This is a genomic window from Methylovirgula sp. 4M-Z18 (assembly GCF_037890675.1).
Classification (GTDB): domain Bacteria; phylum Pseudomonadota; class Alphaproteobacteria; order Rhizobiales; family Beijerinckiaceae; genus 4M-Z18.
Genome location: NZ_CP149574.1, coordinates 1262236 through 1287110 on the forward strand (window position 1 = coordinate 1262236; position 24875 = coordinate 1287110).

General features: G+C 62.3%; 21 protein-coding genes, 1 tRNA gene and 1 pseudogene. 9 read left to right on the forward strand and 14 right to left on the reverse strand.

The window, feature by feature from the left end:
* Positions 1-14 precede the first annotated feature (14 nt).
* Positions 15-99, forward strand: a tRNA-Tyr gene (locus tag V9T28_RS05710).
* Positions 100-191: 92 nt separating this feature from the next.
* Here V9T28_RS05710 and V9T28_RS05715 read toward each other — a convergent pair.
* The 4 genes from V9T28_RS05715 to V9T28_RS05730 form a co-directional block, all read right to left on the reverse strand.
* Positions 192-1244 (reverse strand): HoxN/HupN/NixA family nickel/cobalt transporter, encoded by a 1053-nt coding sequence (locus V9T28_RS05715; protein ID WP_116402323.1) that lies wholly within the window; start codon positions 1242-1244, stop codon positions 192-194.
* Positions 1245-1567: 323 nt separating this feature from the next.
* Positions 1568-1807, reverse strand: a complete 240-nt coding sequence (locus tag V9T28_RS05720; protein ID WP_116402325.1) for a hypothetical protein — start codon at positions 1805-1807, stop codon at positions 1568-1570.
* Between the two features lie 253 nt (positions 1808-2060).
* Positions 2061-2369 (reverse strand): hypothetical protein, encoded by a 309-nt coding sequence (locus V9T28_RS05725; protein WP_147306500.1) that lies wholly within the window; start codon positions 2367-2369, stop codon positions 2061-2063.
* Between the two features lie 82 nt (positions 2370-2451).
* Positions 2452-3465: a methyltransferase gene (locus V9T28_RS05730; RefSeq protein WP_116402439.1), complete on the reverse strand. Its 1014-nt coding sequence runs from the start codon at positions 3463-3465 to the stop codon at positions 2452-2454.
* A 530-nt stretch (positions 3466-3995) separates the two neighbouring features.
* Here V9T28_RS05730 and V9T28_RS05735 point away from each other — a divergent pair.
* From V9T28_RS05735 to V9T28_RS05755, 5 genes and pseudogenes are all read left to right on the forward strand, one after another.
* The gene (locus tag V9T28_RS05735) at positions 3996-4889 is read left to right on the forward strand and encodes a WG repeat-containing protein (RefSeq protein ID WP_116402329.1); all 894 of its coding nucleotides are present in this window, start codon (positions 3996-3998) and stop codon (positions 4887-4889) included.
* Between the two features lie 92 nt (positions 4890-4981).
* Positions 4982-5443: pseudogene (locus V9T28_RS05740) on the forward strand (SRPBCC family protein).
* A 424-nt stretch (positions 5444-5867) separates the two neighbouring features.
* Positions 5868-7928: a type I secretion system permease/ATPase gene (locus tag V9T28_RS05745; protein WP_116402440.1), complete on the forward strand. Its 2061-nt coding sequence runs from the start codon at positions 5868-5870 to the stop codon at positions 7926-7928.
* Between the two features lie 6 nt (positions 7929-7934).
* Entirely contained in the window at positions 7935-9437 is a 1503-nt protein-coding gene (locus tag V9T28_RS05750; protein WP_116402330.1) for an HlyD family type I secretion periplasmic adaptor subunit, read from the forward strand.
* A gap of 81 nt (positions 9438-9518) precedes the next feature.
* Entirely contained in the window at positions 9519-9884 is a 366-nt protein-coding gene (locus V9T28_RS05755) for a hypothetical protein (RefSeq protein WP_147306501.1), read from the forward strand.
* Between the two features lie 9 nt (positions 9885-9893).
* Here the strand turns inward: V9T28_RS05755 and V9T28_RS05760 are convergent, their stop codons facing one another.
* Positions 9894-11018, reverse strand: coding sequence for a saccharopine dehydrogenase family protein (locus V9T28_RS05760; RefSeq protein WP_116402333.1), 1125 nt, complete (start codon positions 11016-11018; stop codon positions 9894-9896).
* A 333-nt stretch (positions 11019-11351) separates the two neighbouring features.
* On the opposite strand from V9T28_RS05760, the gene V9T28_RS05765 reads away from it, so the two are divergent.
* Positions 11352-12155: a sulfite exporter TauE/SafE family protein gene (locus tag V9T28_RS05765; RefSeq protein WP_116402335.1), complete on the forward strand. Its 804-nt coding sequence runs from the start codon at positions 11352-11354 to the stop codon at positions 12153-12155.
* Here the strand turns inward: V9T28_RS05765 and V9T28_RS05770 are convergent.
* A complete protein-coding gene (locus tag V9T28_RS05770; RefSeq protein WP_116402336.1) occupies positions 12152-13471 on the reverse strand; it encodes a cobyrinate a,c-diamide synthase in 1320 nt (439 codons plus the stop codon). The two genes, V9T28_RS05765 and V9T28_RS05770, sit on opposite strands and share 4 nt — an antisense overlap.
* A 104-nt stretch (positions 13472-13575) precedes the next feature.
* Between V9T28_RS05770 and V9T28_RS05775 the strand changes: the two genes are divergently transcribed.
* Positions 13576-14652 carry a cobalt-precorrin-5B (C(1))-methyltransferase gene (locus V9T28_RS05775; protein ID WP_116402337.1) on the forward strand — a complete coding sequence of 359 codons (1077 nt, stop codon included), beginning with the start codon at positions 13576-13578 and terminating at the stop codon, positions 14650-14652.
* A gap of 275 nt (positions 14653-14927) precedes the next feature.
* Here V9T28_RS05775 and cobM read toward each other — a convergent pair whose 3' ends face one another.
* The 3 genes from cobM to cbiE are packed head-to-tail and all read right to left on the reverse strand — an operon-like array spanning position 14928 to position 17298.
* Positions 14928-15692 carry a precorrin-4 C(11)-methyltransferase gene (cobM, locus tag V9T28_RS05780; protein ID WP_116402338.1) on the reverse strand — a complete coding sequence of 255 codons (765 nt, stop codon included), beginning with the start codon at positions 15690-15692 and terminating at the stop codon, positions 14928-14930.
* A complete protein-coding gene (locus V9T28_RS05785) occupies positions 15689-16081 on the reverse strand; it encodes a cobalamin biosynthesis protein (protein ID WP_158554882.1) in 393 nt (130 codons plus the stop codon). Before V9T28_RS05785 ends, cobM begins: the two co-directional genes overlap by 4 nt.
* Complete coding sequence (gene cbiE / locus V9T28_RS05790; RefSeq protein ID WP_116402340.1) at positions 16078-17298, reverse strand: precorrin-6y C5,15-methyltransferase (decarboxylating) subunit CbiE; 1221 nt, start codon at positions 17296-17298, stop codon at positions 16078-16080. The genes V9T28_RS05785 and cbiE overlap by 4 nt, the downstream gene beginning before the upstream one ends.
* A gap of 32 nt (positions 17299-17330) precedes the next feature.
* On the opposite strand from cbiE, the gene V9T28_RS05795 reads away from it, so the two are divergent.
* Positions 17331-18089: a cobalt-precorrin-6A reductase gene (locus V9T28_RS05795; RefSeq protein ID WP_116402341.1), complete on the forward strand. Its 759-nt coding sequence runs from the start codon at positions 17331-17333 to the stop codon at positions 18087-18089.
* On the opposite strand, the gene cobJ is transcribed toward V9T28_RS05795, so the two are convergent.
* Genes cobJ through cobN form a run of 5 tightly spaced genes read right to left on the reverse strand, consistent with a single transcriptional unit; the run spans position 18068 to position 24873 of the window.
* Positions 18068-18844, reverse strand: a complete 777-nt coding sequence (gene cobJ / locus V9T28_RS05800) for a precorrin-3B C(17)-methyltransferase (protein WP_116402342.1) — start codon at positions 18842-18844, stop codon at positions 18068-18070. The genes V9T28_RS05795 and cobJ overlap by 22 nt on opposite strands.
* Positions 18841-19578, reverse strand: coding sequence for a precorrin-2 C(20)-methyltransferase (locus V9T28_RS05805; RefSeq protein ID WP_116402343.1), 738 nt, complete (start codon positions 19576-19578; stop codon positions 18841-18843). Before V9T28_RS05805 ends, cobJ begins: the two co-directional genes overlap by 4 nt.
* On the reverse strand, positions 19575-20207 hold the full coding sequence (locus V9T28_RS05810) for a precorrin-8X methylmutase (RefSeq protein WP_116402344.1): 633 nt from the start codon (positions 20205-20207) through the stop codon (positions 19575-19577). Before V9T28_RS05810 ends, V9T28_RS05805 begins: the two co-directional genes overlap by 4 nt.
* Complete coding sequence (gene cobG, locus V9T28_RS05815; protein ID WP_116402345.1) at positions 20204-21505, reverse strand: precorrin-3B synthase; 1302 nt, start codon at positions 21503-21505, stop codon at positions 20204-20206. Before cobG ends, V9T28_RS05810 begins: the two co-directional genes overlap by 4 nt.
* Positions 21502-24873 (reverse strand): cobaltochelatase subunit CobN, encoded by a 3372-nt coding sequence (cobN, locus tag V9T28_RS05820; protein ID WP_116402346.1) that lies wholly within the window; start codon positions 24871-24873, stop codon positions 21502-21504. Before cobN ends, cobG begins: the two co-directional genes overlap by 4 nt.
* Positions 24874-24875: the final 2 nt, after the last annotated feature.

A 24875-nucleotide genomic window follows, 5' to 3' on the forward strand; every position in this document is an offset into this window, starting at 1 on the left:
TCGGGATGCCAGATGGGAGAGTGTCCCGAGCGGCAAAGGGGGCGGACTGTAAATCCGCTGGCTAGGCCTTCGAAGGTTCGAGTCCTTCCTCTCCCACCACCACTATAATTTACTGATATTATTGGCTTTGTTGGATCGCTGCGCCTGGTTGGTGCCTAGCGAACTTTAGCGGCGCCGAAACCATGCGCGGTTCATTGCGCGGCTGTTGCGGAGATATTGTCGTAGCCCTTCATCTTGTAGATCGCTGCCGAAACGAGCCAGCTTGCGACGAAGATACCGACAACGGCATAACCAAAGCTGGTGAGGCTGTCATTGAGACTGCCGATGATGTCCCACAGGCCTCCTTGCAATCCCAATTTCTCGCTGACGAGGCCGAGCGCCTCGATGCCGCCGACAAAGACAGCGACAATGACCGACGCGGCGGTAATCGTCATATTGTACCAGAGCTTTCGCATCGGGTTGACGAACGCCCAGCCATAGGCCCGCGTCATCAATATGCTGTCGGTCGTGTCCATCAAGGACATGCCGGCGGTAAATAGGGCTGGAAAGACGAGAATGGTCCAGAACGACATGCCGACGGCCGCTTGGGCCGCGGAAATGCCGAGCAGCCCGATCTCGGTCGCCGTGTCAAACCCAAGCCCGAACAGGAAGCCGACCGGGTACATGTGCCAGGAGCGTGACACAACGCTGAAGATCGGCCGGAAGATCCGGACCATAAAGCCTTGCCCGGCAAGAAGGGCGTCGAGGTCTTCCTCGACGATTTTTTCGCCGCGCCGCGCGCGCGAAAAGGCCTGCCAGATGCCTTTCAGGATGAACAGGTTGGCGATGCCGATAGCGAGCAGGAACAGCGCCGAGACCGCGGTCCCGATTATGCCAACGATGTCGTGGAATTGTTCAAACTTGCCCTGAAGTGCCGCAGCTGTGGCGGCGATGGCGACGGAGGCCAACACGACGATCGTGGAATGGCCGAGCGAAAAGAAGAAGCCGACCGAATAGGGCGCCTTTCCCTCTTGCATCAGCTTGCGGACGACATTGTCGATCGCCGCGATGTGATCGGCGTCGAACGCGTGCCTCAGTCCGAACGTGTAGGCGAGCAGCGCCGTGCCGAGCAGGGCGGGGTGGTCGGAGAACGCAACCCAGGCCCAGGCCCAGGCCGCGATATTGGCCGCGATGAGAAACGTGTAGGTCAGGATCGCCTTCGAGCGAAATCGTTCGGGCCTATCGTCAAAAGGGTTGGCGATCATGCTTCAGTCCCATGCTTTTCCGACCGCCCCAAACGGCCGAATTCTGGCTCTAAGCGCGAAGTCCACTGAATGGACAGCAAGACGTTATTTTACAATCATCACATTCATCAAGCGGGATAAGGAAGAAAATCTTTATTTCTCAGGCCGTTAAAACGCCTCCGACTCCGTCGGAGTCGTTGCCGCAAAGAGCGACGCGCTGTCGCCAGAGGCCCGGGCGCGCATGGAGGGTGAGTTCGATCGTCCGGGCCCCACAGGCTCTGTTCGGCGCCCGGGATGTGTGTGACGATAAAGACGATGGTCCGCTCGAACAAAATGTCCTGCGGTCAATGGGGCCGCTTCAGCGCGGCCAGGGCTCTGGCGACGTCGGCTTGCGTCACCTGTGTGAGCTCGCCTTTTCTCATATAAGTCCAGGCGAGGATGGAAATGGCTTCACCAATGGCGCCGCGGTCCCATCCGACGCTCTCGGCATCGGCAAATATGCCGACCACTTCGTTTTCGAGCGCCTCCTGGCACTCATGCACATAATCGGGATGTGACACCCGCACGCTTGGGCCTTTGATCATGGTCCGCCTCCCGTCACCACGATTCATTCGATTTTATTCCCACTCGATAGAGTGGGGCCGAGTCCTCGATTCGTCCTAGCTCGCACCCGATATGCCATGCGCTGGAATGCCGGAATGACATGGCGCTTGGCCTTTATTTTCAGAGGCCAGCTTAAGAAGTCACCTCGCCTACGTAATTTTGCCGTGCGTACGGCGATCAAGAACGGAGCTGGCTCAAGGACGCGGCGAAATTTGTCGTGCGCGGGTGGCTCCATCAACCGATAGGCAAATTGCAAAAGGCAAAGCACCAAGCCTGAGACGGCCAACTCCGCCCCCACATCGCCAATTGCTGCAGCATGCCGACAAAGGCGAGCCGACGTGTCAAATTGGAGAGAAAATCTATCATGAGGTCGTGAATCATGTAAATGGCGAACGAGAGTTCGCCCAAGCCATGCAGCGACTTGCTAGGGAAGAGTTTCCCGGCGGCCAGAACACACAAATCGGCCAAGGAACGGATGTCTAGGTTCATGTTCGATTCACCGAGAAAATGAAGGTTGTTGAGAGACGCGGTGGCGGGTTTCACTCAAGCTCGCGCGCAAGGCAGCGGCGCCCGTATGATGCGTGCGTGAAGTGTGCCCCGCCGGTCCGAGATGGCGCGTTCATGCTCACTCAGGCTTCAACCCGATCACCATCGAATCCGGCCCGACGAGGGGCTCGACGCATGTGGATACAAAGCCCGCCTCATGCATCCATGTCCGGCAATCGGCGCCGGTGTAATCAAATCCGCCCTGTGTTTCGATCAGCATGTTCAGGCTCATCAGAAGGCCGAAGGCGTTCTCGCGGCGCTCGTCATCGATGATGGCATCGTAAACGATCACAGCCCCGCCTTTGGGCAGCGCGGCAAAAGCTTTTGACAGCAACATCTTCTTTTGTTCGAGATTCCAGTCGTGCAGGATGTGTCCCATCACGATCACGTCGGCGTTCGGCATCGGGCCGTCGAAAAAACTGCCGCTTTGAAAACGCACGCGCTCTGAGAGCCCATTCTGTGCGACGAATTCTTCGAATATCGGCTTCACGGCCGGCAAATCGAAACCGATCGCTTGCAGATGGGGGTGAGCGCGCGCCACCGTCACCGGCACCATACCCTGCGCCACACCGACGTCGGCGAATGTCCGGTACTTCGACCAATCGAATTTCTCCGCAATCGCTTTGGCGGCGCCCGCACTAACGCCGCTCATGGCGTTGAGGAACGTTTTCAAGCCTTCCGGCGTCGCGTAGATCGCGGCAAAAAAGTCCTCGTTGTCTTTGCCTTCGTTCTGAAGCTCTCCCGTTCGCAAGGCTTCGGTGAGCGAGCCCCAGAATCCATACAGCCGGGCATTCGCCATTTCGAGAAGGCCACCGATGTAGGACGGTTTGGCCTTGTCGAGGAACAGGTCGGTTTCGGCCGTGTTGCGATAGAAGCCTTGCTCGCGTTCAAGCAGCTTCAGCGCGACCAGGGCGTCGAGGAAGTCGCGCGCCGAGCGCGGGTGCAGCTTCAGTCTGGCCTGCAATGTCTGCAGATCGGCGGCCGATCCTGCGAGTTCGGTAAAGAGACCGAGTTCGACGGCGCTGAGCAATGTTTTTGAGGCCCAGAAGCCCATGCCAAGGCGCATGATATGATCTGGTGTCGTGGCCTTCATCGTATTCATCCCCCTCGGGTTGAAGTCTGATGGAAGTTTGCCGCTGAATCCGCATGCGCCGCGAAGTTCTTGGTTCCTTCGCACGTTTCGGAACGAATGTAAAATACCGCGGGAGCCTGTAGCTCTTAGTGCGTTTATTCACGCATTCCGGCTGTGAGTGAAGCAAATCGTTCCCTTAAGGCGAGCAGGGCCCGCCAATTTTCCATCCTGGCATCCCTTGAGAATTCTGATTGGGGAAGCCCGACTGGCCCAAGCCACTTCGACCCGCTCCATTTTCAACCCAGATTTCCATGTAAAATATTGAATAATAATGTATATTCTCTTTATCAGTTCGCTCCCAAAAATGGTTCATGTGCTTACCAATCTGTCTCGCGCAGGTCCCGCCGCCAGCCGATATTCGGTGGTTTGGAAATTGATGTGAATGGGTGTTTTTCGCCTGCTTCGAAAGGACCGATGTGCCGCCCATATTTGCTCCCTCGCGCGATTGATCCTGTCCTTGAACGTCGCCACCCCGGCAGTGTCGCCTCGACTTGGCGCTGATCGTGCATCCATCCTCTAGCACGTTTGTTCATTATATGTTCTTGTTCCAAATTTGTCAAATTTTTCACCGCTCGGCTCCCGGGCAACCGCATGTGAAAATCCAGCGCGGGCTCGGGTGGCGAAGCCGTTGGAACGAGGTCGAGAACAGAGCAGAAGCGAAAGTGAACCCCCAATTTCCCGATCTTGTCCATTTGCCTTCCGCTTGTGTGCTGGAGTCGTCAATGCATCCACGTGCGATTGCTCTACCGCAGTGCCTATTGTCGGGTCCAGAAGCCGAGGCAATCTGGTACGATGGCGCTGGAAACCGGAAGTCGCGCGCCGTTTGGGGAGCACACATGAAGCGTGTTGCGTTTCTAGGCATTGCAGTGGCCGCGTGGTTCGCGTTTTTGCCGCAGCAGATGAGTATTGCGCAGACGTGCCGGATCGCCCAACCGGACATGGATCATTTGCGCGAATATCCTGACTGCGCATCGCGCGGGGGCGATCGCCGCTGGCATCTGAAACCGGAACTCTTGAAGCTCCTGCACCTGTCCGGCGCGCATTTGGGGACGCTCCTTTTCGACGATCATTGGGCCTATGTACGCCGCGATGGCGTGTTGCAAGCGGTGCATGTGTGGGACAATGGTCCGGATGAATTCGCGGACGGATTGGCGCGTGCCGCCGTCGACGGCAAGTATGGTTATGTTGACCGGCGATTGGATTTCGTGATTCCGCCCCTCTATGACGGTGCCTATCCGTTTCATCGTGGCGTCGCGCGGGTCTGCACGGGATGCCATCCGTCGCAACAAAACGAGGAGCATCATGGATACGAAGGCGGCCAATGGCTTTGCCTCGACCGGCAAGGCGCCACAGTTGCGGATACGCAATGCGCCGCGAACCAATGAAACCTGAAATCAAACATCTAGAAAGCGACGTATCGGAATAACATCACGCATATTGGGACACGGTGCTTGACCCCAACACTCCGGAGAAGGTTATGACCGCGCAACATGAACTCTCGCTGACTCGCCTCATCGATGCGCCGCCGGACAAGCTGTTTCGTTGCTGGACCGAGCCAAGCCTGTTGAAACAATGGTTTGCACCCAAGCCACTCTCTACCCCGATCGCCGAAGTGGATTTGCGGGTCGGCGGCGGCAGCAACGTCGTGATGCAAATGCCTGATGGCCAGCAGATACCGTGCCCCGGCGCCTATCTCGAGATCGTCCCAAACCGCAAGCTCGTGTTCACCGACGCCTATACGGGCGACTGGGTGCCGAAAGCCGGCAAGCCGTTCATGACCGTCATCATCACCTTCGACGACTAAGACGGCCGGACCCGCTACACCGCCCGCGTGCGGCACTGGAGCGCCGAAGATTTGAAAACGCATGAGGAAATGGGTTTCCATGGCGGCTGGGCCTTGTGCACTGATCAACTCGAGGCACTTGCGAAGACGATTTGAAAGGGCTGGACGAGCGCCAAAATGGCGCGGGGCCGCCAGGATTTTCCTTGATTTATCAGGAAATTGCCGCCGCTCGTTCCTGTCTCGTGGAATGTTTCTGCCCGGAGACTTATTCAAAAACCCGCGTCGCTCACGAGTATGCGTGCGATTTGTGTCATTTGTGATGTCAGGCACATTGCCCTACCGTCGCAATCATGTAGAAGAAAAGGTGTATTTGCCTCCTTGAACGATATTGGAATGGGAAGCCTTCTGTTGATTGATTGTGGGCGTGAAACAGCCGGAGCGAGCCGCTGTGAGTGATGCGACCGCGGATAATGTGGTTCGCCTCGATCCGGCCCACACCGGGACGCCGGCGCCGCAAGGCGCTCCGAAGCCGCCTGTCCATGTCGACGCCGGCTTGGTGTCGCTGGCCATCATTTCCACGATGCTCGGCCAGGCGTTCGACCTCGAGGGGATGCGGCGCGAGCATCTGGCGCCCGGCGCCAAGGCGACCCGCGACGATCTCATCCGTATCGCGCGCAAGCTCGGCTTCAAGGCCGGCGCCCATAAATCCACGGTCGTGAAGCTGCACCGCCTGCATCTGCCGATTATCGGCCAAACCAAGGATGGCGGTTTCATCGTCATCGCGCAGCGGGCCGAAGCCGGTGTCGTCGTCGGCGTGAACGGCAGCCCGCCGCAATTATGGACCTTTGCGCAGCTCGAGGAACGGTGGACGGGCGACGTCATCTTCGTCACGCGGCGCGATCGGCTGCTCTCGGATTCGATGCGCTTCGGCCTGTCGTGGTTCTGGCCCGTGGTCAAGCGCTTCCGCCGCATTCTGGCGGAAGTCATTCTGGTCTCGCTTTTCATTCAGCTCGTCGGTCTCGTCGCACCGCTATTCAGTCAGGTCGTGATCGATAAGGTGATCGTCCATCGTGGTCTGACGACGCTCGAAGTGCTGGTGGTCGGCCTTTTGTGCATCAATGTCGCCGACGTGCTGCTGAATTGGCTGCGGACCTATACGTTCTCGCACACCACAAGCCGGATGGATGCGATTCTGGGATCCCATCTGTTCAACCATCTGCTGGCGCTGCCGATCGCCTATTTCGAGAGCCGGCAGACCGGCCAGACGGTGGCACGGGTGCGCGAGCTTGAAAACGTGCGGCAATTCCTCACCGGTTCGGCGCTCACCTCCATGATGGATGTGATTTTCAGCCTGATCTTCATCGCGGTGATGTTCTGGTACAATGTCACGCTCACCTGGGTCGTGATCGCGTCGATCCCGTTCTACATCCTCATTTCAGCGTCGGTCTCGCCCGCCTTGAAAGCGCGGGTGCAGGAGAAATTCCAACGGTCGGCGGCCAACCAGTCGATGCTGGTGGAAAGCCTGACCGGCATTCAGACAATCAAGGCCATGGCGGTGGAGCCGCAGTCGCGCCGCCGGTGGGAAGAGCAATTGGCCGCCTATATCAGCGCGTCCTTGCGGGTCGTGACGCTCGGCACGGCGGGGTCGCAAATGGTCGGCCTCGTCGGCAAAGTGACGAGCACGGCGCTGTTGTGGTTCGGCGCCCATGCGGTGATCGCGGGGTCGATGACCATTGGCGAATTTGTCGCCTTCAATATGTTCGCCAATCAGATCAGCGGGCCGGTGCTGCGCCTCGCCCAGCTCTGGCAGGATTTGCAGCAATTCCGGCTGTCGATCGACCGGCTGGGCGACATTATCAACACGCCGGTTGAGCGTGGCCGGGGCGGTGCGACGATCAATCCGCCGCCGGTGCGCGGCCAGGTCCGGATGGAGAATGTCAGCTTCCGGTATCAACCCGGCGCGCCGGAGGCGTTGAAACATTTGTCGCTCGGCATCAATCCGGGCGAAGTCATCGGCCTCGTCGGGCGGTCAGGCTCCGGCAAATCGACCCTGACGAAATTGCTGCAGCGTCTCTATGTGCCGGAAGCGGGGCGCATTTTCGTCGACGGCATCGATATTGCGCTGGTCGACCCGGCCTGGCTGCGCCGGCAGATCGGCGTCGTCCTGCAGGAAAACGTGCTCTTCAACCGCTCGATCCGCGAGAATATCGCCCTTGCCGACCCCTCCATGGGAATCGAGCGCGTGATCGCGGCGGCGCAGCTTGCCGGCGCGCATGAGTTCATCTCCGAATTGCCCCGTGGCTACGATACGGTGCTGGAAGAGCGCGGCGCCAACCTCTCCGGCGGCCAGCGCCAGCGCATTGCGATCGCACGCGCGCTCGTGACCAATCCGAGGGTGCTGATTTTCGACGAGGCGACCTCGGCGCTCGATTATGAATCGGAACGGATCATTCAAAACAACATGCGCTTCATCTGCCAGGGCCGCACCGTGCTGATCGTCGCACACCGGCTCTCGACCGTGCGCCATGCCAATCGGATTGTCGTAATGGACAAAGGGACGCTGGCCGAGCAGGGCACGCACGAAAGCCTCATCGCGCAAAACGGCCTCTATGCCAATTTGGTGCGTCAGGCGGAGGGGTAGGCCTAGATGCAACAACCCGCTCCCCAGCCTCCGCTTCCACAGCGTCCGACGGGCAAGGTGATCCCGTTGCCGAAGCGCAGCGCCCGCGAGCGCGAGTTTCTGCCGGCCGTCATGGAACTCGTCGAAACACCGGCGTCACCGACCTTGCGCTCCACGGCCCTTTTGCTCTGCGCCATTCTCGCAGCGGCGGTCCTGTGGGCTTGTATCGCGCAAGTGGATACGGTCGCCGTCGCTCCTGGCAAGATCGCGCCGCTCGGGCAGATCAAAGTCGTGCAGCCGTTGGAAACCTCCGCCATCCGCGCCATTCATGTCGATGACGGCGATCACGTCACTGCCGGCGAGGCGCTGGTCGATCTCGATCCGACGGACGCCAAGGCCGATCTCGCGACCAGCACCTACGATCGCAATCAGTCGGCACTCGATGCCGAGGTTGCGCGCGTGCTGCTCACACGCGATCCGAATGCGACTTTCGTCGCGCCGGATGGAGTTGACCCGGTGCTGGCCGAAGCCAATCGCGAGCAGGCACGCAGCGAGATTCGCAAATATCTCGCGCTGGTCGCCGGCCTTGAGGCGGATATTGCGCAAAAGCAGGCGCAGATCGACGTCAATAATGTCGCGATCGAGCGGGCAAAGGCGACGCTGCCGCTGCTCACCGAAAAGGACAATATGGCGCAATCCCTGTGGAGCAAGGGGCTCGGGACGCGCCAGCCCGTGCTCGACGCCCAGCAGCAGCTCCTGGAAAAGCGCGCCGAGATTTCGACCGGGGACGCGACCAGCAAACAGATTGCTGCCGACATTCAGGCGGCGCAGGCGAAACTTGCCGAGGCGGAGGCGGGCTTTCTCGCCGATGCGGCCGATCGCCGCACCAAGGCGCTGCAGAAGCTCGCCGAATATAATCAGCAGATCGCCAAGGCGCAGCAGCGCGAGGCCTATCGCAAATTGGTGGCGCCGGTCGATGGCACGGTTCAGGCGGTGAAAATCCACACGCCCGGCGCCGTCGTGACCACCGCCGACACGCTGATGACCATCGTGCCCGATGCGGCGGATTCGCCGCCTGGTGCGCCAGCGGGTAGGCCAGCCATCGCCATCGAAGTCGATGCCATGGTGCAAAATTCCGACATCGGTTTCATCCGCGAAGGGCAACAGGTCGAAATCAAGGTCGACGCTTTTCCCTTCACCCGATACGGGCTGGTGAAAGGCGTGGTCCGGCAACTCAGCCATGATGCCGTGCAGCCGAATGCCCAGCAGCAGGCGACCGCGGAAGCAATCGCGGCATCCGGCGGCGCGCCGCAGAACGGGGCGAATCCGGCGGGAGCAGTGCCGAGCGATCTGATTTATCCGGCCAAGATCACGCTGCTCACCGACAAGATCCAGACCGAGACTGGGGCACAGCGGCTGCAACCCGGCATGCGCGTCTCGGCCGAAATTAAGACCGGTCAACGCCGCGTGATCAGCTACCTATTGTCGCCGGTCATTCAGGCAGTTACCGAAGCGGCGCATGAGCGATAAGCGATCGGCCGCATTGTCTGAATCATGGAAATCGTTAAAGTGCGCGCATAACTATCATAGCGTCTAGCTCTGGGGCATATCATGAAAAAATTGCTGATCGTCGCGGCCACCCTCGCTCTTGCCGGCTGTAATAGCACTGCACCTGGACCCGCACCGGCACCGATGGTGCAGGGCGATCCGGCTTTCCAAGTCGGCTTTGCCGTATGGGCGGGCCGGATTTGCGGCTTCCAATTTGACGAGGCCAAGATTCATACGAATCTGATTGCGGCGGCGCGCGGTCGTCCGAATGCCGCGAAGATCGAGCGGAGCTACAGCCAGGCGGTCAGCCAGCCGCGCCCGCAATATATCGGCGACGATGCCAAGTCCGATTTCTGCACCGGCGCGAACGGCAAGGCGGCTCAGGCGGCTTTGCCGGCGTATGAGCGCGGCGAGTTCCCGCAATTCTGAGCGATTTTCTCAAGAAGTGGCCGTGGTCGGATCGAGCGGCGGCATCGCCGGCCGCTCGCGATGGCGATAGACACGGCCAAAGCGGTTGTCGAGAAAGACGTCGAGGCTGATGTCCTCTTGGCGCAAGAAGCCCCTGCTCGGGATTTTGCCGGCGCTGAGAAGATCAAGCACGGCACAGATCGAGGAGGCGGTCGTGGCCTGAATGGCCGTACGCGTCTGTCCCTCGAGCTTTTGCGCATAGATCTTGTTGGCGTAGGTTTCCTGCTCAAGCCGGCCGTCGCGGTAGCCGCTCGCCGTCACGAAAATGATCACGACGTCCTGCAGCGCCACCGGCACGGCATTTTCCAGAATGTCTTTCAAGAGATCGCGCCGATCGCGCAGGCGTAAATCGTTGAGCAGGGCCTTCATGATGGCTGCGTGGCCGGGGTAGCGAATGGTGCGGTAATTGAGCGTGCGCACCTTGCCTTGCAATGTGTCGCATAGCGTGCCGAGTCCGCCGGACGTGTTGAAGGCCTCGTAGGTCACACCGTCGAGCGAGAATTCTTCGCGTTCTTCAAGCGCCGGCACGCTGGTGCGCGCCCCGTCGACGATCGCCTCGCAGGGCTCGCAATATTCGTTGATGACGCCGTCCGTACTCCAGGTGAGATTGTAATTGAGCGCGTTGGACGGATATTGCGGCAGCGCGCCGACCCGCATGCGCAAACTATCGAGCCGCTCGAACTGTCGTGCGAGATCATAGCCGACGATCGAAACGAAGCCGGGAGCGAGACCGCACTGCGGCACAAGCGCGTGGCTGCTTTCCTGCGCCAATTGCATGACCTTCTTGGTCGTCGCGACATCCTCGGTCAGGTCGAGATAATGAACGCCGTTGGCGACGGCCGCAGCCGCAATCTGGCTGGTGAAATAATAGGGCGCGGCGCTGAGGACTGCGAATTTTCCGGCCAGGATGCGATCGAATTCGTTGCGGTCGAGAATGTCGATCCGCTCGAACCGCACCCGGTCGGGATGGTGCAGGATCTTGGGCACGGGCGCGGCCCGATCGACTGCGGTGACGAGATAGTCGCCCGTCGCGCTGAGCATTTCGACGATGGCCGCACCGATTTTGCCGGTGCCAACCACAACCACCTCCCGCATGTCTAGCCCTCGCTGCGCGCCTTGCGATTGCGAATCTTCGCCAATCGTGTCGCACCTTGAGTGTGCTCCTCTTTGGCGCGGGAAGGAATATGGCACCTGCCGGCTTCGACCGCAGATTTCTGAAAAGCCTTCCAAGCGGCAGCATGTGTCGCTGCATCCTCGGCCACAGCCGGATAAACGCACACAAACAGTCGGTTAAGTTTGCCGCGAGAAGCACGGATTGATCTTCTCCTCACCGGCATGCCACAGTATGTCAGGCTCGTGACCGGTTTACGTCCGATATTTTAGGCCGGGATGGTGGGCTTCGAGATGTGTCGGTGTGAAGGGAGTTGAATGGCGTCTTTGATCGACTTTCTGCACCGTCTCAATCCGCTCTTCACGCTATCGGGTTTCGCGATCGGAGCGCTGGTTGGGCTGACGGGTGTTGGCGGCGGGTCCTTGATGACGCCGGTGCTGGTTCTGTTGTTCCACGTTCATCCGCCGACTGCCGTCGGCACGGATCTGCTTTACGCCGGCTTGACGAAGATCGGTGGCGCATTCGTGCACGGCCGCAACGAGACGGTAGATTGGCGCGTCACGCGGCGCCTCGCCATGGGCAGCGTGCCGGCTGCGATCATCACCTTGCTGGCACTCGCGCATTTCGGTCAGAACGGCGCGACCACCAATCAGATCATTACGACAACGCTTGGATTTGCGCTCATTCTGACGGCCATCTTCTTGCTGGCTCAGACCTGGGTTCTCGACAGGGCGGCGGCCCTCAAAGACGTGACGGTGAAGAGGGCGCGGGTCCGCGGCTTCACGATTCTTTTGGGCGCCGTGCTCGGCGTAATGGTTTCGATCTCCTCGGTGGGGGCCGGCGCGATCGGCGTCACCATTCTGTGGATGCTTTATCCCAAATTACCGACCGTGCGGATCGTCGGCTCCGATATCGCCCATGCGGTGCCGCTCACCCTGATTGCCGGCGTCGGCTATTGGTGGCTCGGCTCGATCGATTGGGCGATGCTGGTCTCGCTTCTGTTCGGCTCCATTCCGGGCATTTCCATCGCCAGCCATTTTTCGGCCCGGGTGCCGGACCGGGTCTTGCGGCCGCTGCTCGCCTGCACCTTGCTGCTGGTCGGTGGCCGGCTGGTTTTTTAATCCGCGCGCGCGATCACATGGAAGAATGAGCCGGACACCAGGCCGCGCTGGCTGCCGGCGGGTGTGGCTGCGCCGCCGTACACGTCGCGTGTCATGGCAAACGGTGTGTCATTGCCGGGGTCGGTAATAGTGGCGTAGTGAAATTCATGGCCGCGCAAGCGCGTCGCCTTCGGTCCGAGCGGGCTCGCAGCGCAGGTTTCCGCCTCGCGATAGCCGAGATTCATCTTGCGTTTGGCAAAGCTGGTCGAAACCGACAAAAGACCAGCCATGCGATGGGTTTCGCCATTGGCGTCGGTGAGCATCGTGCCGAGCGTCATGTAGCCGCCGCACTCGCCGTGCACAGGCTTTGCCTGCGCGAAACGGCGCAGGCCGTTCAAGAAATTTTGCGCGGCCGCAAGCCGTCCCGCATGCAGTTCCGGATAGCCGCCGGGCAGCCAGCACAGATCGCTGTCTGGTGCCGGCGCCTCGTCGTTGAGCGGCGAGAAGGGGATGAGTTCCGCGCCCGCACTATGCCACTCGCGCGCCAGATGCGGATAGAAGAACGAGAAGGCGGCGTCCTGCGCGAGCGCGATCCGCTGCGCTGGGGGCGGCAGCACCGGCGTCGGCGCGGGCGCGGCCGCAAAGGGCACCGCGATCGCCAGGATGCGGTCGAGATCGACATGGGCGGCGACGAAATCGGCCATGGCGTCCAGCCGCGCGTCGAGATCGTTGGTCTCGCGCGCCTGCACCAGGCCCAAGTGACGCTCCGGCAATGTGATCGCCTCTTGCCGCGGCAAGGCGCCAAGAACCGGAATGCCGAGCGCTTCGATCGCGTTCACGACCAGAAGATGATGGCGCGGGCTCGCCACCTTATTGATGACGACGCCGGCGACCCGCACGCGCGGATCGTAGGTCGCACAACCCTTCACGATCGCCGCCGCGGTTTGAGATTGACCGGAAACGTCCATCACCAGCAGCACCGGCCAGCCGAGGGCAGCCGCGACATCGGCGGACGCGCCGCTGCGCCCTTGCGGTGCCGGCACGCCGTCGAACAGGCCCATCGAGGCTTCGCACAAAGCGACGTCGGTGTCCTGCAGAGTGCCGGCGGCAAGGCTTGCAACCATTTCCGGCGTCATCGACCAGGCATCGAGATTGATGCTGTCACGGCCGCTGGCGACGGTATGAAAGGCCGGGTCGATATAATCGGGCCCGCATTTCAAGCCCTGTGCCCGAAGGCCTCGGCGGTTCAGCGCCCGCAGGAGTCCAAGCGTCACTGTCGTCTTGCCCGAGCCTGAGCGCGGCGCGCCGATGACGAGACCTTTTGCCGAAGTGGTCATGTATTCTCTCCTGGGGCAGCAGCCTTCCGAGCCGCATATGTGCTTCTGCCGCCGCGCAGCAAAAACCTTTTCCTGGACCCGCACACGGTGTAGCACGTCGCTCTATGAGTGATGCGGAAACGAATGCCCCTCTGCGGCGCGGCTGGACGACGGGCGCCTGCGCCACGGCCGCCGCCCGCGCAGCGTTCGAGGCGCTGATTACGGGGGATTTTCCCGATCCGGTGAGCATTCTCCTGCCCGGAGGCGAGCGGCCGAGCTTTGCGCTGGCCGCACACGAACTGGCGGGCGATTTTGCCCGCGCCAGCGTCGTCAAGGATGCGGGCGACGACCCCGACGTGACCCATGGCGCCCTGGTCAGCGCGCGCGTTCGCCGCGCTGCGCCCGGTTCCGGCGTCACGTTTCTGGCCGGCGAGGGGGTCGGCACCTTCACCCGGCCGGGAATGCCGCTGCCGCCCGGCGAGCCGGCTATCAATCCCGTGCCGCGCGCCATGATGCGCACCGCGATTGCCGAGGTGGCGCAGGCGTATGGGGTCGCGGGGGACGTCAGCATCGAAATCATGATCGCCAACGGTGAAGCCTTGGCGCGGCGCACATTGAACGGGCGGCTCGGCATTGTCGGCGGCCTGTCGGTGTTGGGAACGACCGGCATCGTCATTCCTTATTCCTGCTCGGCCTGGATCCACTCGATTCACCGCGGCATCGATGTCGCGCGCGCGATGGGTTTTGGCCATGTCGCTGGCGCGACGGGCTCCGTGTCGGAAAAGGCGGTGCAGGCGCTTTACCGCCTCGACGAGGTCTGTCTGATCGACATGGGCGATTTCGTGGGCGGCATGCTGAAATATCTGCGCCAGCATCCGATTCCCAAAGTCACGATCGCCGGCGGTTTCGCGAAGATGACGAAACTCGCGCAAGGCATGCTGGATTTGCATTCGGCGCGCGGTGCGGTGGATTTGACCTGGCTTGCCGAGCAAGTGCCGCAGGACGCCGCGCTCGCGGCGCAAATTGGCAGCGCGAACACCGCCGTCGAAGCGCTGGAATTGGCGCAGGCCAAGGGAATCGATCTCGCGGCGCTGGTCGCGCATCATGCGCGGCAGACCGCGCAGCGCGCGGTGGAAGGGACCGGGATCGGCCTGGATGTCGTGATTTTCGACCGCGACGGAAACTTGCTGGCGCGGACCTGAGTGGCGTGAATAGTGCGGCGCGAACCCTTCCCCCCGTTTACGGGGAGAAGGTGTCCCGAAGGGACGGATGAGGGGCTGCCGCAGCCTTGCAGGATTTGCGACTATAGTTGCGGGGCAACGATGATTCATTCGTGCGCCCCTCATCCGCCTCGCTTCGCGAGCCACCTTCTCCCCGATCACAAACCGGATATATCCGGTTTGTGCATTCTTGATGCTGAACTCGGGCAGGCCCGAGTTCAGTTCGGGGAGAAGGGAGAGCACATTGATTGGCGTGCTCACCCCTGATACCCGCCGCGGAAGCGCCGCTTGTACTCGGTATCGTAGAGCGCGCTTTCGCGAAAATCCTTGTGCGCCAAGGCTTGCCCCACCAGGATCAAGGCGGTCCGCTCGATCGGCTCTTGCCCGACCATGGCCTCGATGGTGCCGAGCATGCCTTGCAGAACGCGCTCGTCCGGCCAGGAGGCGCGATAGACCACGGCAACGGGACAATCGGGGCCGTAGAAAGGCGTGAGCTCCGTCACGACCCGTGCAAGCGCATGAATCGACAAATGCACCGCCAAGGTCGTGCCTGATTGCGCGAAAATCGCCAAAGTTTCGCGCTCCGGCATTGACGAGGCGCGGCCGGATGTGCGCGTCAGCACCAGCGACTGCGCCACTTCCGGCAAGGTCAGCTCGCGCTGCAAAGCCGCTGCGGCAGCGGCGAAACTTGGCACGCCGGGCGTTACCGTATAGGCGATGCCGAGCCGGTCCAGGCGGCGCAATTGTTCGCCCATCGCACTCCAGACCGAGAGGTCGCCGGAATGCAGCCGCGCGACATCCTGATCCGCCGCCTGGGCCGCGGCAAATTCCGCTTCGATCTGATCGAGCGTGAGCGGCGCCGTATCGACGATCCGCGCACCTGGCGGACAATAGGCGAGTAGTTCCTGCGGCACGAGCGAACCGGCGTAAAGACAGACGGGACTTTGTGCGATCAGATCTCGGCCGCGCAGCGTGATAAGATCTGGCGCGCCGGGACCCGCCCCGATGAAATGAACCTTCATGGCTGCATGTCTCCATGATCCGCGCGGGCGATCGCGCAGGTGACAGTCGAGGATTTGATGCGGGACAGAATGAGACGGCTTTGCGGGCCTGCGCCAACGAGCGCCGCCGTCTCGCAAACGGAGGGAAGCCCGAACAGCGCTTCGGCGCGTGCCGATTGTGTTTGTGCCTGCGGTGCAGCGGTTTTTAAGAGATCAATAGACAAGAAGGTGAGGCGCATGTTTAAGTCCTGCGCGGCCCTGTGCAGGCCATCTTCGCTTTCTTTGCCCGTGACCGTTGCAAGCATGGCCTCTTCGCCGGAATGATCGATGGCGCGTAGCGCCTGGCGCACCAAAGCAACCACGTCTTCAGCGGAGCAATTCTTACGGCAGCCAACACCGATGGCGATCATGGCTTCACCCATACCCATTGCGTCACCGGCAACGCGGCACGCCAGCTGCGAAAACCGCCGAGCGGTTCGGCATGGGCGATTTGGATATGGGTCAAATCGCCGCCGCGACGCTCATGCAGATCGGTTAGGCGCGCCTGCGATTCCAACGTGACGGCATTGATGACGAGCCGTCCGCCAACCCGTAGCGCGTCGAACGCCGCATCCATCACGCCGTCCACGGTCATGCCGCCGCCGATGAAAATCGCATCCGGCTGCGGCAAATCGCGCAAAGCCTCCGGCGCATGGCCGATGACCATATGCAAGTGCGGGACGCCGAGCGCTTGCGCGTTGCGCAAGGCGCGCGCAGCCCGGTCTGAGCGCGCTTCAATCGCGATGGTGCGGTTGGCGGGGTCGAGCAGCATCCATTCGATCCCGATCGAGCCCGAGCCCGCGCCGATGTCCCACAGCACCTGGCCGGGGAGGGGCCGGAGCGCCGTCAATGTCAGCGCGCGGATCTCGCGCTTGGTGATTTGGCCGTCGTGTTCGAAAAACGCTTCATCCAGGCCGCTTACGGGCGGAATGATCCGCGCATCGTGGCCTGCGACGACCTCCAGCGCGATCGTATTCAGCGGCTCGACGTCATCCGGCGCGCCATCGGCCGCGATGAAGGTCCTGGTCCGTTCGCGAGCGCCGCCCATATTTTCGAGCACCGACAAACGTGACTGGCCCATGCCGCGCGCGGCGAGTTCGGCGCATAATTTTTGCGGGGTGGTGCCATCCCAGGACAAAGCGATGATCCGCGCGCCGCGCTGCAGATGCGGCCGGATCAGCGTGAAATCACGGCCATGCAGTGACAGCAGCTTGCAATTCTGCAGCGACCAGCCGAGCCGCGCGGCGGCGAGCGAAAACGCCGAAATGCCAGGCAGGCAGAACATTTCGTCGATGCCGACATGGGCGCCGAGCAATGTGCCGACGCCATAGAAGAACGGATCGCCCGATGCGAGCACACAGACCCGGCGGCCGCGCCACTGCAAGATTTGCGGCAAGGCGTCGGTGAGCGGCGAAGGCCAGGCCAGGGTTTCGCAGGTGAGGGGGCCGGCAAGAGCGAGATGCCGCTCGCCGCCAACCACAAGCTCGGCTTGCGCCAGCAGCGATCTTGCGGCAGAAGACAGACCATCAAGGCCATCCTCGCCAAGCCCGATCAGGGTCAGCCAGCGTTGCTGCGGCGCCGAGGTCATGGCCGGTGTCCCTGCCGCACGAAGGACGTGGCATGAATATTCTCATCCTTGGCGGCACGGCAGAGGCGATGCAATTGGCGGACACCGTCGCTGCGCTGCCGGAGTTTCACGCCGTCTTCTCTTACGCTGGGCGCACGCGCGAACCGGTTGCTCCGGCCATTCCCTACCGTGTGGGTGGTTTCGGCGGCGTCGAGGGGTTGCGTGCCTATGTGCGGGAACATCAGGTTGCGGCGGTGATCGACGCAACGCATCCGTTCGCCGCGCAAATCTCGGCGAACGCCGTGCAGGCTTGCGCCGCGGAGGACGTGCCGCTGTGCGTCTTGAGTCGCGCGCCGTGGCAGGCGACGGACGATGATCTGTGGATCTCCGTTCCCGACATTGCCGCAAGCGTCGACGCGCTCGGCGATGCGCCTGCCCGGGTTTTCCTCACAGTTGGGCGCCTGCATATCTGTGTTTTCGCGCGGGCGCCGCGGCATCATTACATCGTGCGCAGCATCGAACCGCCCGACGACCTGAGCTTTTTGCCTGACCACAAGCTCATTCTCGCGCGGCCGCATTTCACCTATGAGAGCGAACGCGAACTGATGCGCAACGAGCGCGTCGATATATTGGTGACGAAGAATTCCGGTGCCGCCTCGACCGCGCCCAAATTGGCAGCGGCGCGCGATCTGGGGATACGTGTCGTCATGATCGAGCGGCCACGCGCTGCGGATGCGTTGACCTTCCACCGGCCCGAAGACGTCATCGCATGGTTGCGCGCGCAGCGGGATCATGTCTCGCTCCGGCCATAGCTGCGCGGCGTATAAACGAAGGCGGGCCCATGCGTACGCTCGATCGATCGCGTTTCGCTTGAGCCAATCAGCACCAGCGTGCTCATGTCGACTTGCGCCGGATCGGCCTCGCGCAATGTCGTCACGGTAATCGCCTCATCCGGCCTGCCGACGGCGCGTGCGAACACGACCAACGTTGCGCCGTCCTTTACGTCGCGCAAAATATCGAACGCCTGGAAGATGTGATGCGGCCGCGCCTTCGAGGCGGGGTTGTAGAGCGCGATGACAAAATCCGCCTCTGCCGCAAGCCGCAAACGTTTCGCGACGACATCCCAGGGCTTGAGATTGTCGGAGAGCGAAATGGCGCAAAAATCGTGCCCCAGCGGCGCGCCGAGTTTCGCCGCTGCCGCCTGCATCGCCGAAATGCCCGGCATGACTTGAATATCGAGATCACGCCAGGCGGGCTCGCCGTGAGCAACCGCCTCGAACACCGCCGCAGCCATAGCGAAAACGCCGGGATCGCCGCCTGAGACGACAGCCACGCGGCGTCCGCTCGCGGCGAGTTGCAACGCCTGCCGCGCGCGGTCGATCTCGACCCGATTGTCGCTCGCATGCGCAGTCTGACCCGACTTCAGCGCGATGCGCGCGACATAGGGAAAATAGCCGATGATGTCGCTCGCCTCATCGAGTGCCTGGGCAGCTTCCGGCGTGATCCATTCCGGCGCGCCCGGCCCAAGGCCGACGATATGCACGCGCCCTTGCGATGCTCCGGTCATGGCCGGCGTCCTTCGCCGGGAATGAGAATCATTGAGAAATACGGCACATTCTCGCCATCGAAGCTGGCGAGCGGCACGACCCGCTCTGCCGGCATCGTGCCGCGCTCGACATAGATCGCGCGGTCCAGCAATCCGGCCTCGGCAATCGCTGTGCGCACTTTGGCGAAGTTACGCCCGAGCTTCATCACGACGCAAGCGTCCGTATCGCGCAAGCGTTTGGTCAAAGCTTCGGCCGGCAACGTGCCGGGCAGAACGGTGAAAATATCGTCGCCCCAAGTGATCGGCGCTGCGGCCGAAGTCCAGCAGCCCGACATGCCGGTTACGCCCGGAACGACGGTGATCGGAAAATGTTCCTTCAGCCGGATGTAAAGATGCATGAAGGAGCCGTAGAACATCGGATCTCCCTCGCACAGAACGACGACATTCTCGCCGCTCTTGAGCTTGTGGCCGATTGCCGCCGCCGTCTCCTCATAAAAATCGCGCAAGGTCCGCACATAGGCCGGATCGTTGAAATGAACTTCCGTGGTCATCGGATAGGCGAGCGGCATTTCTAAGCAGCCCTGCGGCACATAGGGATCGGCGATCGTGCGCGCATTGCCGCGATTGCCGCGCTTGCAGAAATAGGCGATGGTCGAGGCGCCCTGCAAAATCTTCATGGCCTTGACGGTCATGAGGTCGGGATCGCCGGGGCCGAGGCCGATGCAATAGAGCCGGGCGGGAGCGGGGGCGTTCATTCCGCCTCGCCGGCAAGCGCGTTGACGGTGGCCGCGGCCATGGCGCTGCCGCCTTTGCGGCCGCGCACGATGGCGAAATTGACGCCGTGCCGCGCGGCAAGCGCCTCTTTCGATTCCGCAGCGCCGATAAAACCCACCGGCATGCCGATGATGAGCGCCGGCGGCGCGGCGCCCTCGTCCAGAATTTCAAGCAGGCGGAACAGGGCGGTCGGCGCATTGCCGATCGCGACGACCGAGCCGGCAAGACGTTCCCGCCACAGATCGACTGCGGCGGCGGTACGCGTATTGCCGATGCGCGCGGCCATCGCCGGCACGTCGGCGTGATTGAGCGTGCAGATCACATCGTTGTTGGCGGGCAGGCGCTTGCGTGTTACACCATTCGCCACCATCTGCGCATCGCAGAAAATCGGTGCGCCGGTTTGCAGTGCTTGCCGCGCCGCGATCACGGCGCCCGGCGAAAATGCAATATCGGAGGCCACTTCCACCATGCCGCAGGCGTGAATGATGCGGACCGCGACGACCTCCTCCTCAGGCGTGAAGCGCGCGAGATCGGCTTCGGCGCGGATGGTCGCGAAAGAGCGGCGGTAGATCTCCTGGCCGTCGTGGATGTAGTCGTAAGAAACACTCATAAAGCAGCGGACTCGTTCATCTGTTCGGCCCGTTCACACAGGAGGCGGGCGGCATCGTCAAGGGATAATTTGTGCAAATGGGGGCTGTCTTGCGCGTTTCCGTCGAAAACCAAATCGTAACGGCCATCGTTGCCGATGAGGGTCGCGGGCGCCGCCGCCCGACGCGCGCAGCCCTTGGCGCATCCTGAGACATGCAGCGCAATGCCGGTGGGGGTGAGGCGCCGGGCCGCCGCTGCCAGGGCCAACGCGTCGGTCTGGGTCGCGGTGGTGGCGCTGAGGCAATAGGGGGCGCCCGGGCAGGCGATCACGGCAAGGCGTGGGTCGGCCGGGTCGAGAATGCCGCCAAGTGCCGTCAGCGTCTCGTGGAGTTTGGCGGACGCCTCCGCCGCGACGCCGGGGATGAGGATCGCGCGCCAAGGCGTAAGGCGAAGCTCGCCGCAGCCAAACCGCCGCGCGGCTTCCGCAAGGCCACGAAAAGAGCCGGCCGTCCAGCGACCGAAGGGCATGGCGACGCCGGTGAAGCGGGCATCGGCGTGGAAGCCGAGGCAATCCGCGCCGGAATGCCGAGCAGTACGGCTTTGAAACGGCGGCAAGGGACCGTTTTCGAGATCGAGTGCGTCAACGAAATGAGCCAGGCCGATATGCCCGATCAAATCGCGCATGCGCCTCGTCGCTTGCCGCCCTTGGGATAAATCGGTGAAGGTTCTCGCTATTTTCAGGGCAAGCGATGGCGCGGTCTCCGGCGCGCACATGTGAATGATCCAATCGCCGTCGGTGCCGTCGGGAATCGATACAGCGAAATAGATGGCCTCCTCGGCCTGCAGCGCCGTGAATCGCACATCGGCATCCACATCCGACAGGTCGAAACTGCCGCCGTCTTCGATCACGAAGCCGAATTTGGCGGGCAGGGCGGCGAGGGACGTATCGGCGGTCAAAGCCGCCTCAAGCGCGGTAACCGCTGGCCGGATGTCGAGCCGTGCGCGCGGGTCGCAGCCGGCGAGGGGGCTCGCCAAGACATTGCGCCGGTTCTCGGAGCCGGCATCCGGATCAAGCAAGCCCAGCGTGCCTAGCGCGGCGATGAGGGGCGTGTAAGTCGCTTCGGTGACGCCGCGAATCTGCACGTTGGCGCGGGACGTCACCTCGATGAGGCCGCTGCCAAATTGCGCAGCGCAATCGGCGATCCCAAGCATGGCCGCATCTGTCAGGACGCCACCGTGCGGACGAATACGCACCAGCAGCCCGTCGCCGGTCAGCATCGGCCGGTGGGCACCGGGACACCAGCCTTTCACCGCGCTCATGCCCGCCCTCCCTGCATTTCTGCGAGTCGCGGCGCGACCGAGTTGCGGCGCGAGAGCCAGAAGCCGCGCCTTTGCGCCTCGTCGAGCCGCTGGGCGATGGCCTTGGCCGCGGCCGGATTGGCATCGCACAAAAACGCCCTAACATTGTCGTCGTCGCAATAGGCGTCGAACACGAGATCGAAATGACGGCTCTGCACCGCATCGGTGAGGGCGGCATAGGCGAACAGATTATCGACGGCCTCGGCCATTTCGCTCGCGCCGCGATAGCCATGCCGCATCTGCCCGGCGATCCATTTCGGATTGGTTGCACGCGCACGCACGACGCGGGCGATTTCCTCACGGAGCAGGCGGACTTTTGCGCGGCCTTCGGACGACGTGTCGGCATGGTACAATTCCGGCTGGGCGCCGAGGCTCTGGGCGGCCGCGGCGAACCCGCCTTCATGCGCGGCAAAGACATCCGAATCGAGCAGGTCTTGCTCGGCCGTATCCTGCACGTGCACGAAGGCGTCCGCCTCGCCAACGCGTGAGCGGAACGCGCCGGCAGCAGTCTGCGCTGTAGCCTCCGCCCCGCCAAAGGCGTGCGACGTCGATTCGAGGTAGGCGCGTCCCAATTCATCGCGCGCAGCCCAATCGCCGCCCAAGGCGATGCGCGACACATCCGTGCCATAGGTGCCGGGCGCCGCGCCGAAGATGCGCAGCACTTGCGTCTGGCCGTCTCGTTTCGCTTGAGCTGCGAGCGGGTTAAAGCTTGGCTCTTCGTCAAGACCGGCCACAGCATGGATCGCCTGATCGAGTAAGGCGATTTGGGTTGCGAACACATCGCGAAACAGGCCGGAGATGCGCAAGGTCACATCGACGCGTGGCCGCTCCAATTTGGCCGGGGGCAGAATTTCAAAACCAAGCACGCGCGCGGTGGCGTGATCCCACACGGGGCGGGCGCCGAGCAGGGCAAGCACCTGAGCGATCTCGTCGCCGCCCGTGCGCATCGTCGCGCTGCCCCAGAGGTCCATGACGATGCGTTGCGGCCAATCGCCGTGATCCTGCGCGTAGCGCTGCATGATTTCGGCGGCGGTCCGCTGGCCGATTTCCCAGGCGGCGCGGGTCGGGATGTTGCGCGGATCGACCGAGTAGAGATTGCGCCCCGTGGGCAACACATCGAGACGGCCGCGCGAGGGCGCGCCGCCGGGGCCGGGTGGTACGAAGCGTCCGTTCAAGGCGGCGAGAAGATTGTGGCGCTCGTTGCGCGCGGAATCAGCGAGCAGCGTGGCGAGTTGGTTCTTGTCGCGCGTGCCGCTTGCACCGAACGATGCGATGATGTCCTCGCCCGCGCGGCTTTGCGGCGGCTGGCCGAAAATATGGAGGCCGTCGCGGATGCGCATATCCTTGAGATCGCACAGCCAGGCATCGAGCTTGGCCAGCGCGTCGATGGAGTCCTCATCTTCCGCAAGGCCGCTTTCCTGCGCAAGCCCGGTCTCGCGCGCACGGATCAGAATGGCTTCGCCAAGGTGTCGCGCGCGGCGTTTGTCGAGCAATTCGGCATTGGCATATTCGTCGAGTAAAGATTCCAGTTCGCTCGCCGCGCCATGGGATTCTGCATCGGTGAGCGGCGGCGTGAGATGCCCGACAATCACGGCGGACAGGCGCCGTTTGGCCTGCGCCGCTTCGCCAGGATTGTTGACGATGAACGGATAGATCACTGGCGTCGCGCCGAGCAGGATTTCCGGCGCGCAATCTTCGGACAATGCCGCGGCCTTGCCGGGCAGCCATTCCAATGTGCCGTGGGTCCCGCAGTGAATCATCGCATCGATGCAAAGGTCGAACCGCAGCCAGAGATAGAAGGCGATATAGGCATGGCGCGGCGGAAGATCGGCGTCGTGATACTCGCCCTTGCGTTGCTGCTGCGTGCCGCGGTCGGGTTGGACGGCAATATGCAATTTCCCGCTGCGCAGCAGGGGAAAACGGAATGCGCCGTCGCGGCAGGCCGGATCTTCCTCCGGCGCCCCCCAACGGGTCAGAACGCTTGATCGGAAGCTCTCTGGCAGGGCGTCAAACCACGTTCTGTAGGCTGCGAAAGAAGGCCCGGCGTGGGCATCGTTACCCATCAGCGCGGGCATGATGTCTTTCGTGGCGGGCAGGGCGCCGATGTCGTAATCAGCCTCGCGCAACAGGTCGGCGATCGCGGTGACGCTTGCAGGCGTGTCTAGACCAACCGCATAACCCGCGCGGCCGCCCTTTGCCGGATAATCGGAGAGCACGCAGGCGATGGCACGATCGCAAGGTTGCGTGCGGCGCAGCCGCGCCCATCGCAATGCCTGATCGGCGACGAATGTGATGCGCGACGCAATGGGCCGATGTGCGATATCGGTGAACTGCAGGTCGGGATGGCTTTGCGTCTCCGCCTTGAACGAAATCGCGCGCGAGATGAGGCGGCCATCAACTTCCGGCAGCACGACATTCATGGCGAGATCGCTCGCGCTCAGGCCACGACGGCTCAACTGCCATTGGGTCTCGTTGCTGCCGGCCAGAATCACTTGCAATACCGGCGCGTCCGCGCCGTCGAGGATGCTCGGACCATCATCGACGCGGGCGGAAAAGGCCGTCGTGTTTAAAATGACGTCGGGCTTAATTTTCGCGATCAAGGCGGCAAGCTCGGTACTCACCCGCTGATCCTTGAGGCTCGTCACGAAGACGCATTCGACCTTCATGCCGCGCGCGTGCAGGGCGTCGCTGAGGGCCAGAATGGGGGCTACGTCGCTCGCCATCAAGACGGATCGGTAGAAGACGAGAAGTGCCTGCGCCGCAGTCGCATCGCCTCCGTGACAAGCCTGCTCGAAGCGGCCGAAGGCAGGAACTTCGATGGCGGGGAGGGCAGCAAAGTCCGCGCCCAAATTCCGGTGGATCCAGGTGAGGAGCTGCGCCATGTTTTGCGCGCCACCCTGCAGGAAATAGGACCAGACCTCGCGCAACGCGCGGGGGTCGAGGCTCGACACGTCGGCGAGCCGCTCGTCAAAATTCATGTCGCCTGGAATGACGGCAAGATGAAAGCCATACTCGCGCGCTGCCCGAGCGAGTTGCTCGGCGCCGTAGCGCCAATATTCGAGCCCGCCGAGCAGGCGCACCAGCACAAAGCGGGCGCCGGCGCAGGTTCTCTCGACATAAAGATCGATGGAATAAGGGTGTTTGAGTTGTGCGAGATTGGCAAGACGCAGGCTTGGCCGCGCGCCTTGCATCGTGTTGTAAGCGGCCGCGAGCGCCGAGAGGTCGCTGTTGGTGAAGGACAGAAAGACGATGTCAGCCGGGCTCTGCGCAAGATCGATCGCTTCGACATTGTCGTCGAGCGAATAGGATTCTGTGCGCAGGAGATGCATGT

What these genes read in the sequence shown, in the direction of transcription:
- cobN (WP_116402346.1), bottom strand. Translation starts at nt 24,873, where the DNA reads ATGCATCTCCTGCGCACAGAATCCTATTCGCTCGACGACAATGTCGAA.
- V9T28_RS05805 (WP_116402343.1), bottom strand. Translation starts at nt 19,578, where the DNA reads ATGAACGCCCCCGCTCCCGCCCGGCTCTATTGCATCGGCCTCGGCCCC.
- V9T28_RS05770 (WP_116402336.1), bottom strand. Translation starts at nt 13,471, where the DNA reads ATGACCACTTCGGCAAAAGGTCTCGTCATCGGCGCGCCGCGCTCAGGC.
- cbiE (WP_116402340.1), bottom strand. Translation starts at nt 17,298, where the DNA reads ATGACCTCGGCGCCGCAGCAACGCTGGCTGACCCTGATCGGGCTTGGC.
- V9T28_RS05760 (WP_116402333.1), bottom strand. Translation starts at nt 11,018, where the DNA reads ATGCGGGAGGTGGTTGTGGTTGGCACCGGCAAAATCGGTGCGGCCATC.
- cobG (WP_116402345.1), bottom strand. Translation starts at nt 21,505, where the DNA reads ATGAGCGCGGTGAAAGGCTGGTGTCCCGGTGCCCACCGGCCGATGCTG.
- V9T28_RS05775 (WP_116402337.1), top strand. Translation starts at nt 13,576, where the DNA reads ATGAGTGATGCGGAAACGAATGCCCCTCTGCGGCGCGGCTGGACGACG.
- V9T28_RS05795 (WP_116402341.1), top strand. Translation starts at nt 17,331, where the DNA reads ATGAATATTCTCATCCTTGGCGGCACGGCAGAGGCGATGCAATTGGCG.
- V9T28_RS05810 (WP_116402344.1), bottom strand. Translation starts at nt 20,207, where the DNA reads ATGAGTGTTTCTTACGACTACATCCACGACGGCCAGGAGATCTACCGC.
- V9T28_RS05750 (WP_116402330.1), top strand. Translation starts at nt 7,935, where the DNA reads ATGCAACAACCCGCTCCCCAGCCTCCGCTTCCACAGCGTCCGACGGGC.
- V9T28_RS05765 (WP_116402335.1), top strand. Translation starts at nt 11,352, where the DNA reads ATGGCGTCTTTGATCGACTTTCTGCACCGTCTCAATCCGCTCTTCACG.
- V9T28_RS05730 (WP_116402439.1), bottom strand. Translation starts at nt 3,465, where the DNA reads ATGAAGGCCACGACACCAGATCATATCATGCGCCTTGGCATGGGCTTC.
- V9T28_RS05755 (WP_147306501.1), top strand. Translation starts at nt 9,519, where the DNA reads ATGAAAAAATTGCTGATCGTCGCGGCCACCCTCGCTCTTGCCGGCTGT.
- V9T28_RS05785 (WP_158554882.1), bottom strand. Translation starts at nt 16,081, where the DNA reads ATGATCGCCATCGGTGTTGGCTGCCGTAAGAATTGCTCCGCTGAAGAC.
- cobM (WP_116402338.1), bottom strand. Translation starts at nt 15,692, where the DNA reads ATGAAGGTTCATTTCATCGGGGCGGGTCCCGGCGCGCCAGATCTTATC.
- V9T28_RS05715 (WP_116402323.1), bottom strand. Translation starts at nt 1,244, where the DNA reads ATGATCGCCAACCCTTTTGACGATAGGCCCGAACGATTTCGCTCGAAG.
- cobJ (WP_116402342.1), bottom strand. Translation starts at nt 18,844, where the DNA reads ATGACCGGAGCATCGCAAGGGCGCGTGCATATCGTCGGCCTTGGGCCG.
- V9T28_RS05720 (WP_116402325.1), bottom strand. Translation starts at nt 1,807, where the DNA reads ATGATCAAAGGCCCAAGCGTGCGGGTGTCACATCCCGATTATGTGCAT.
- V9T28_RS05745 (WP_116402440.1), top strand. Translation starts at nt 5,868, where the DNA reads ATGCTCGGCCAGGCGTTCGACCTCGAGGGGATGCGGCGCGAGCATCTG.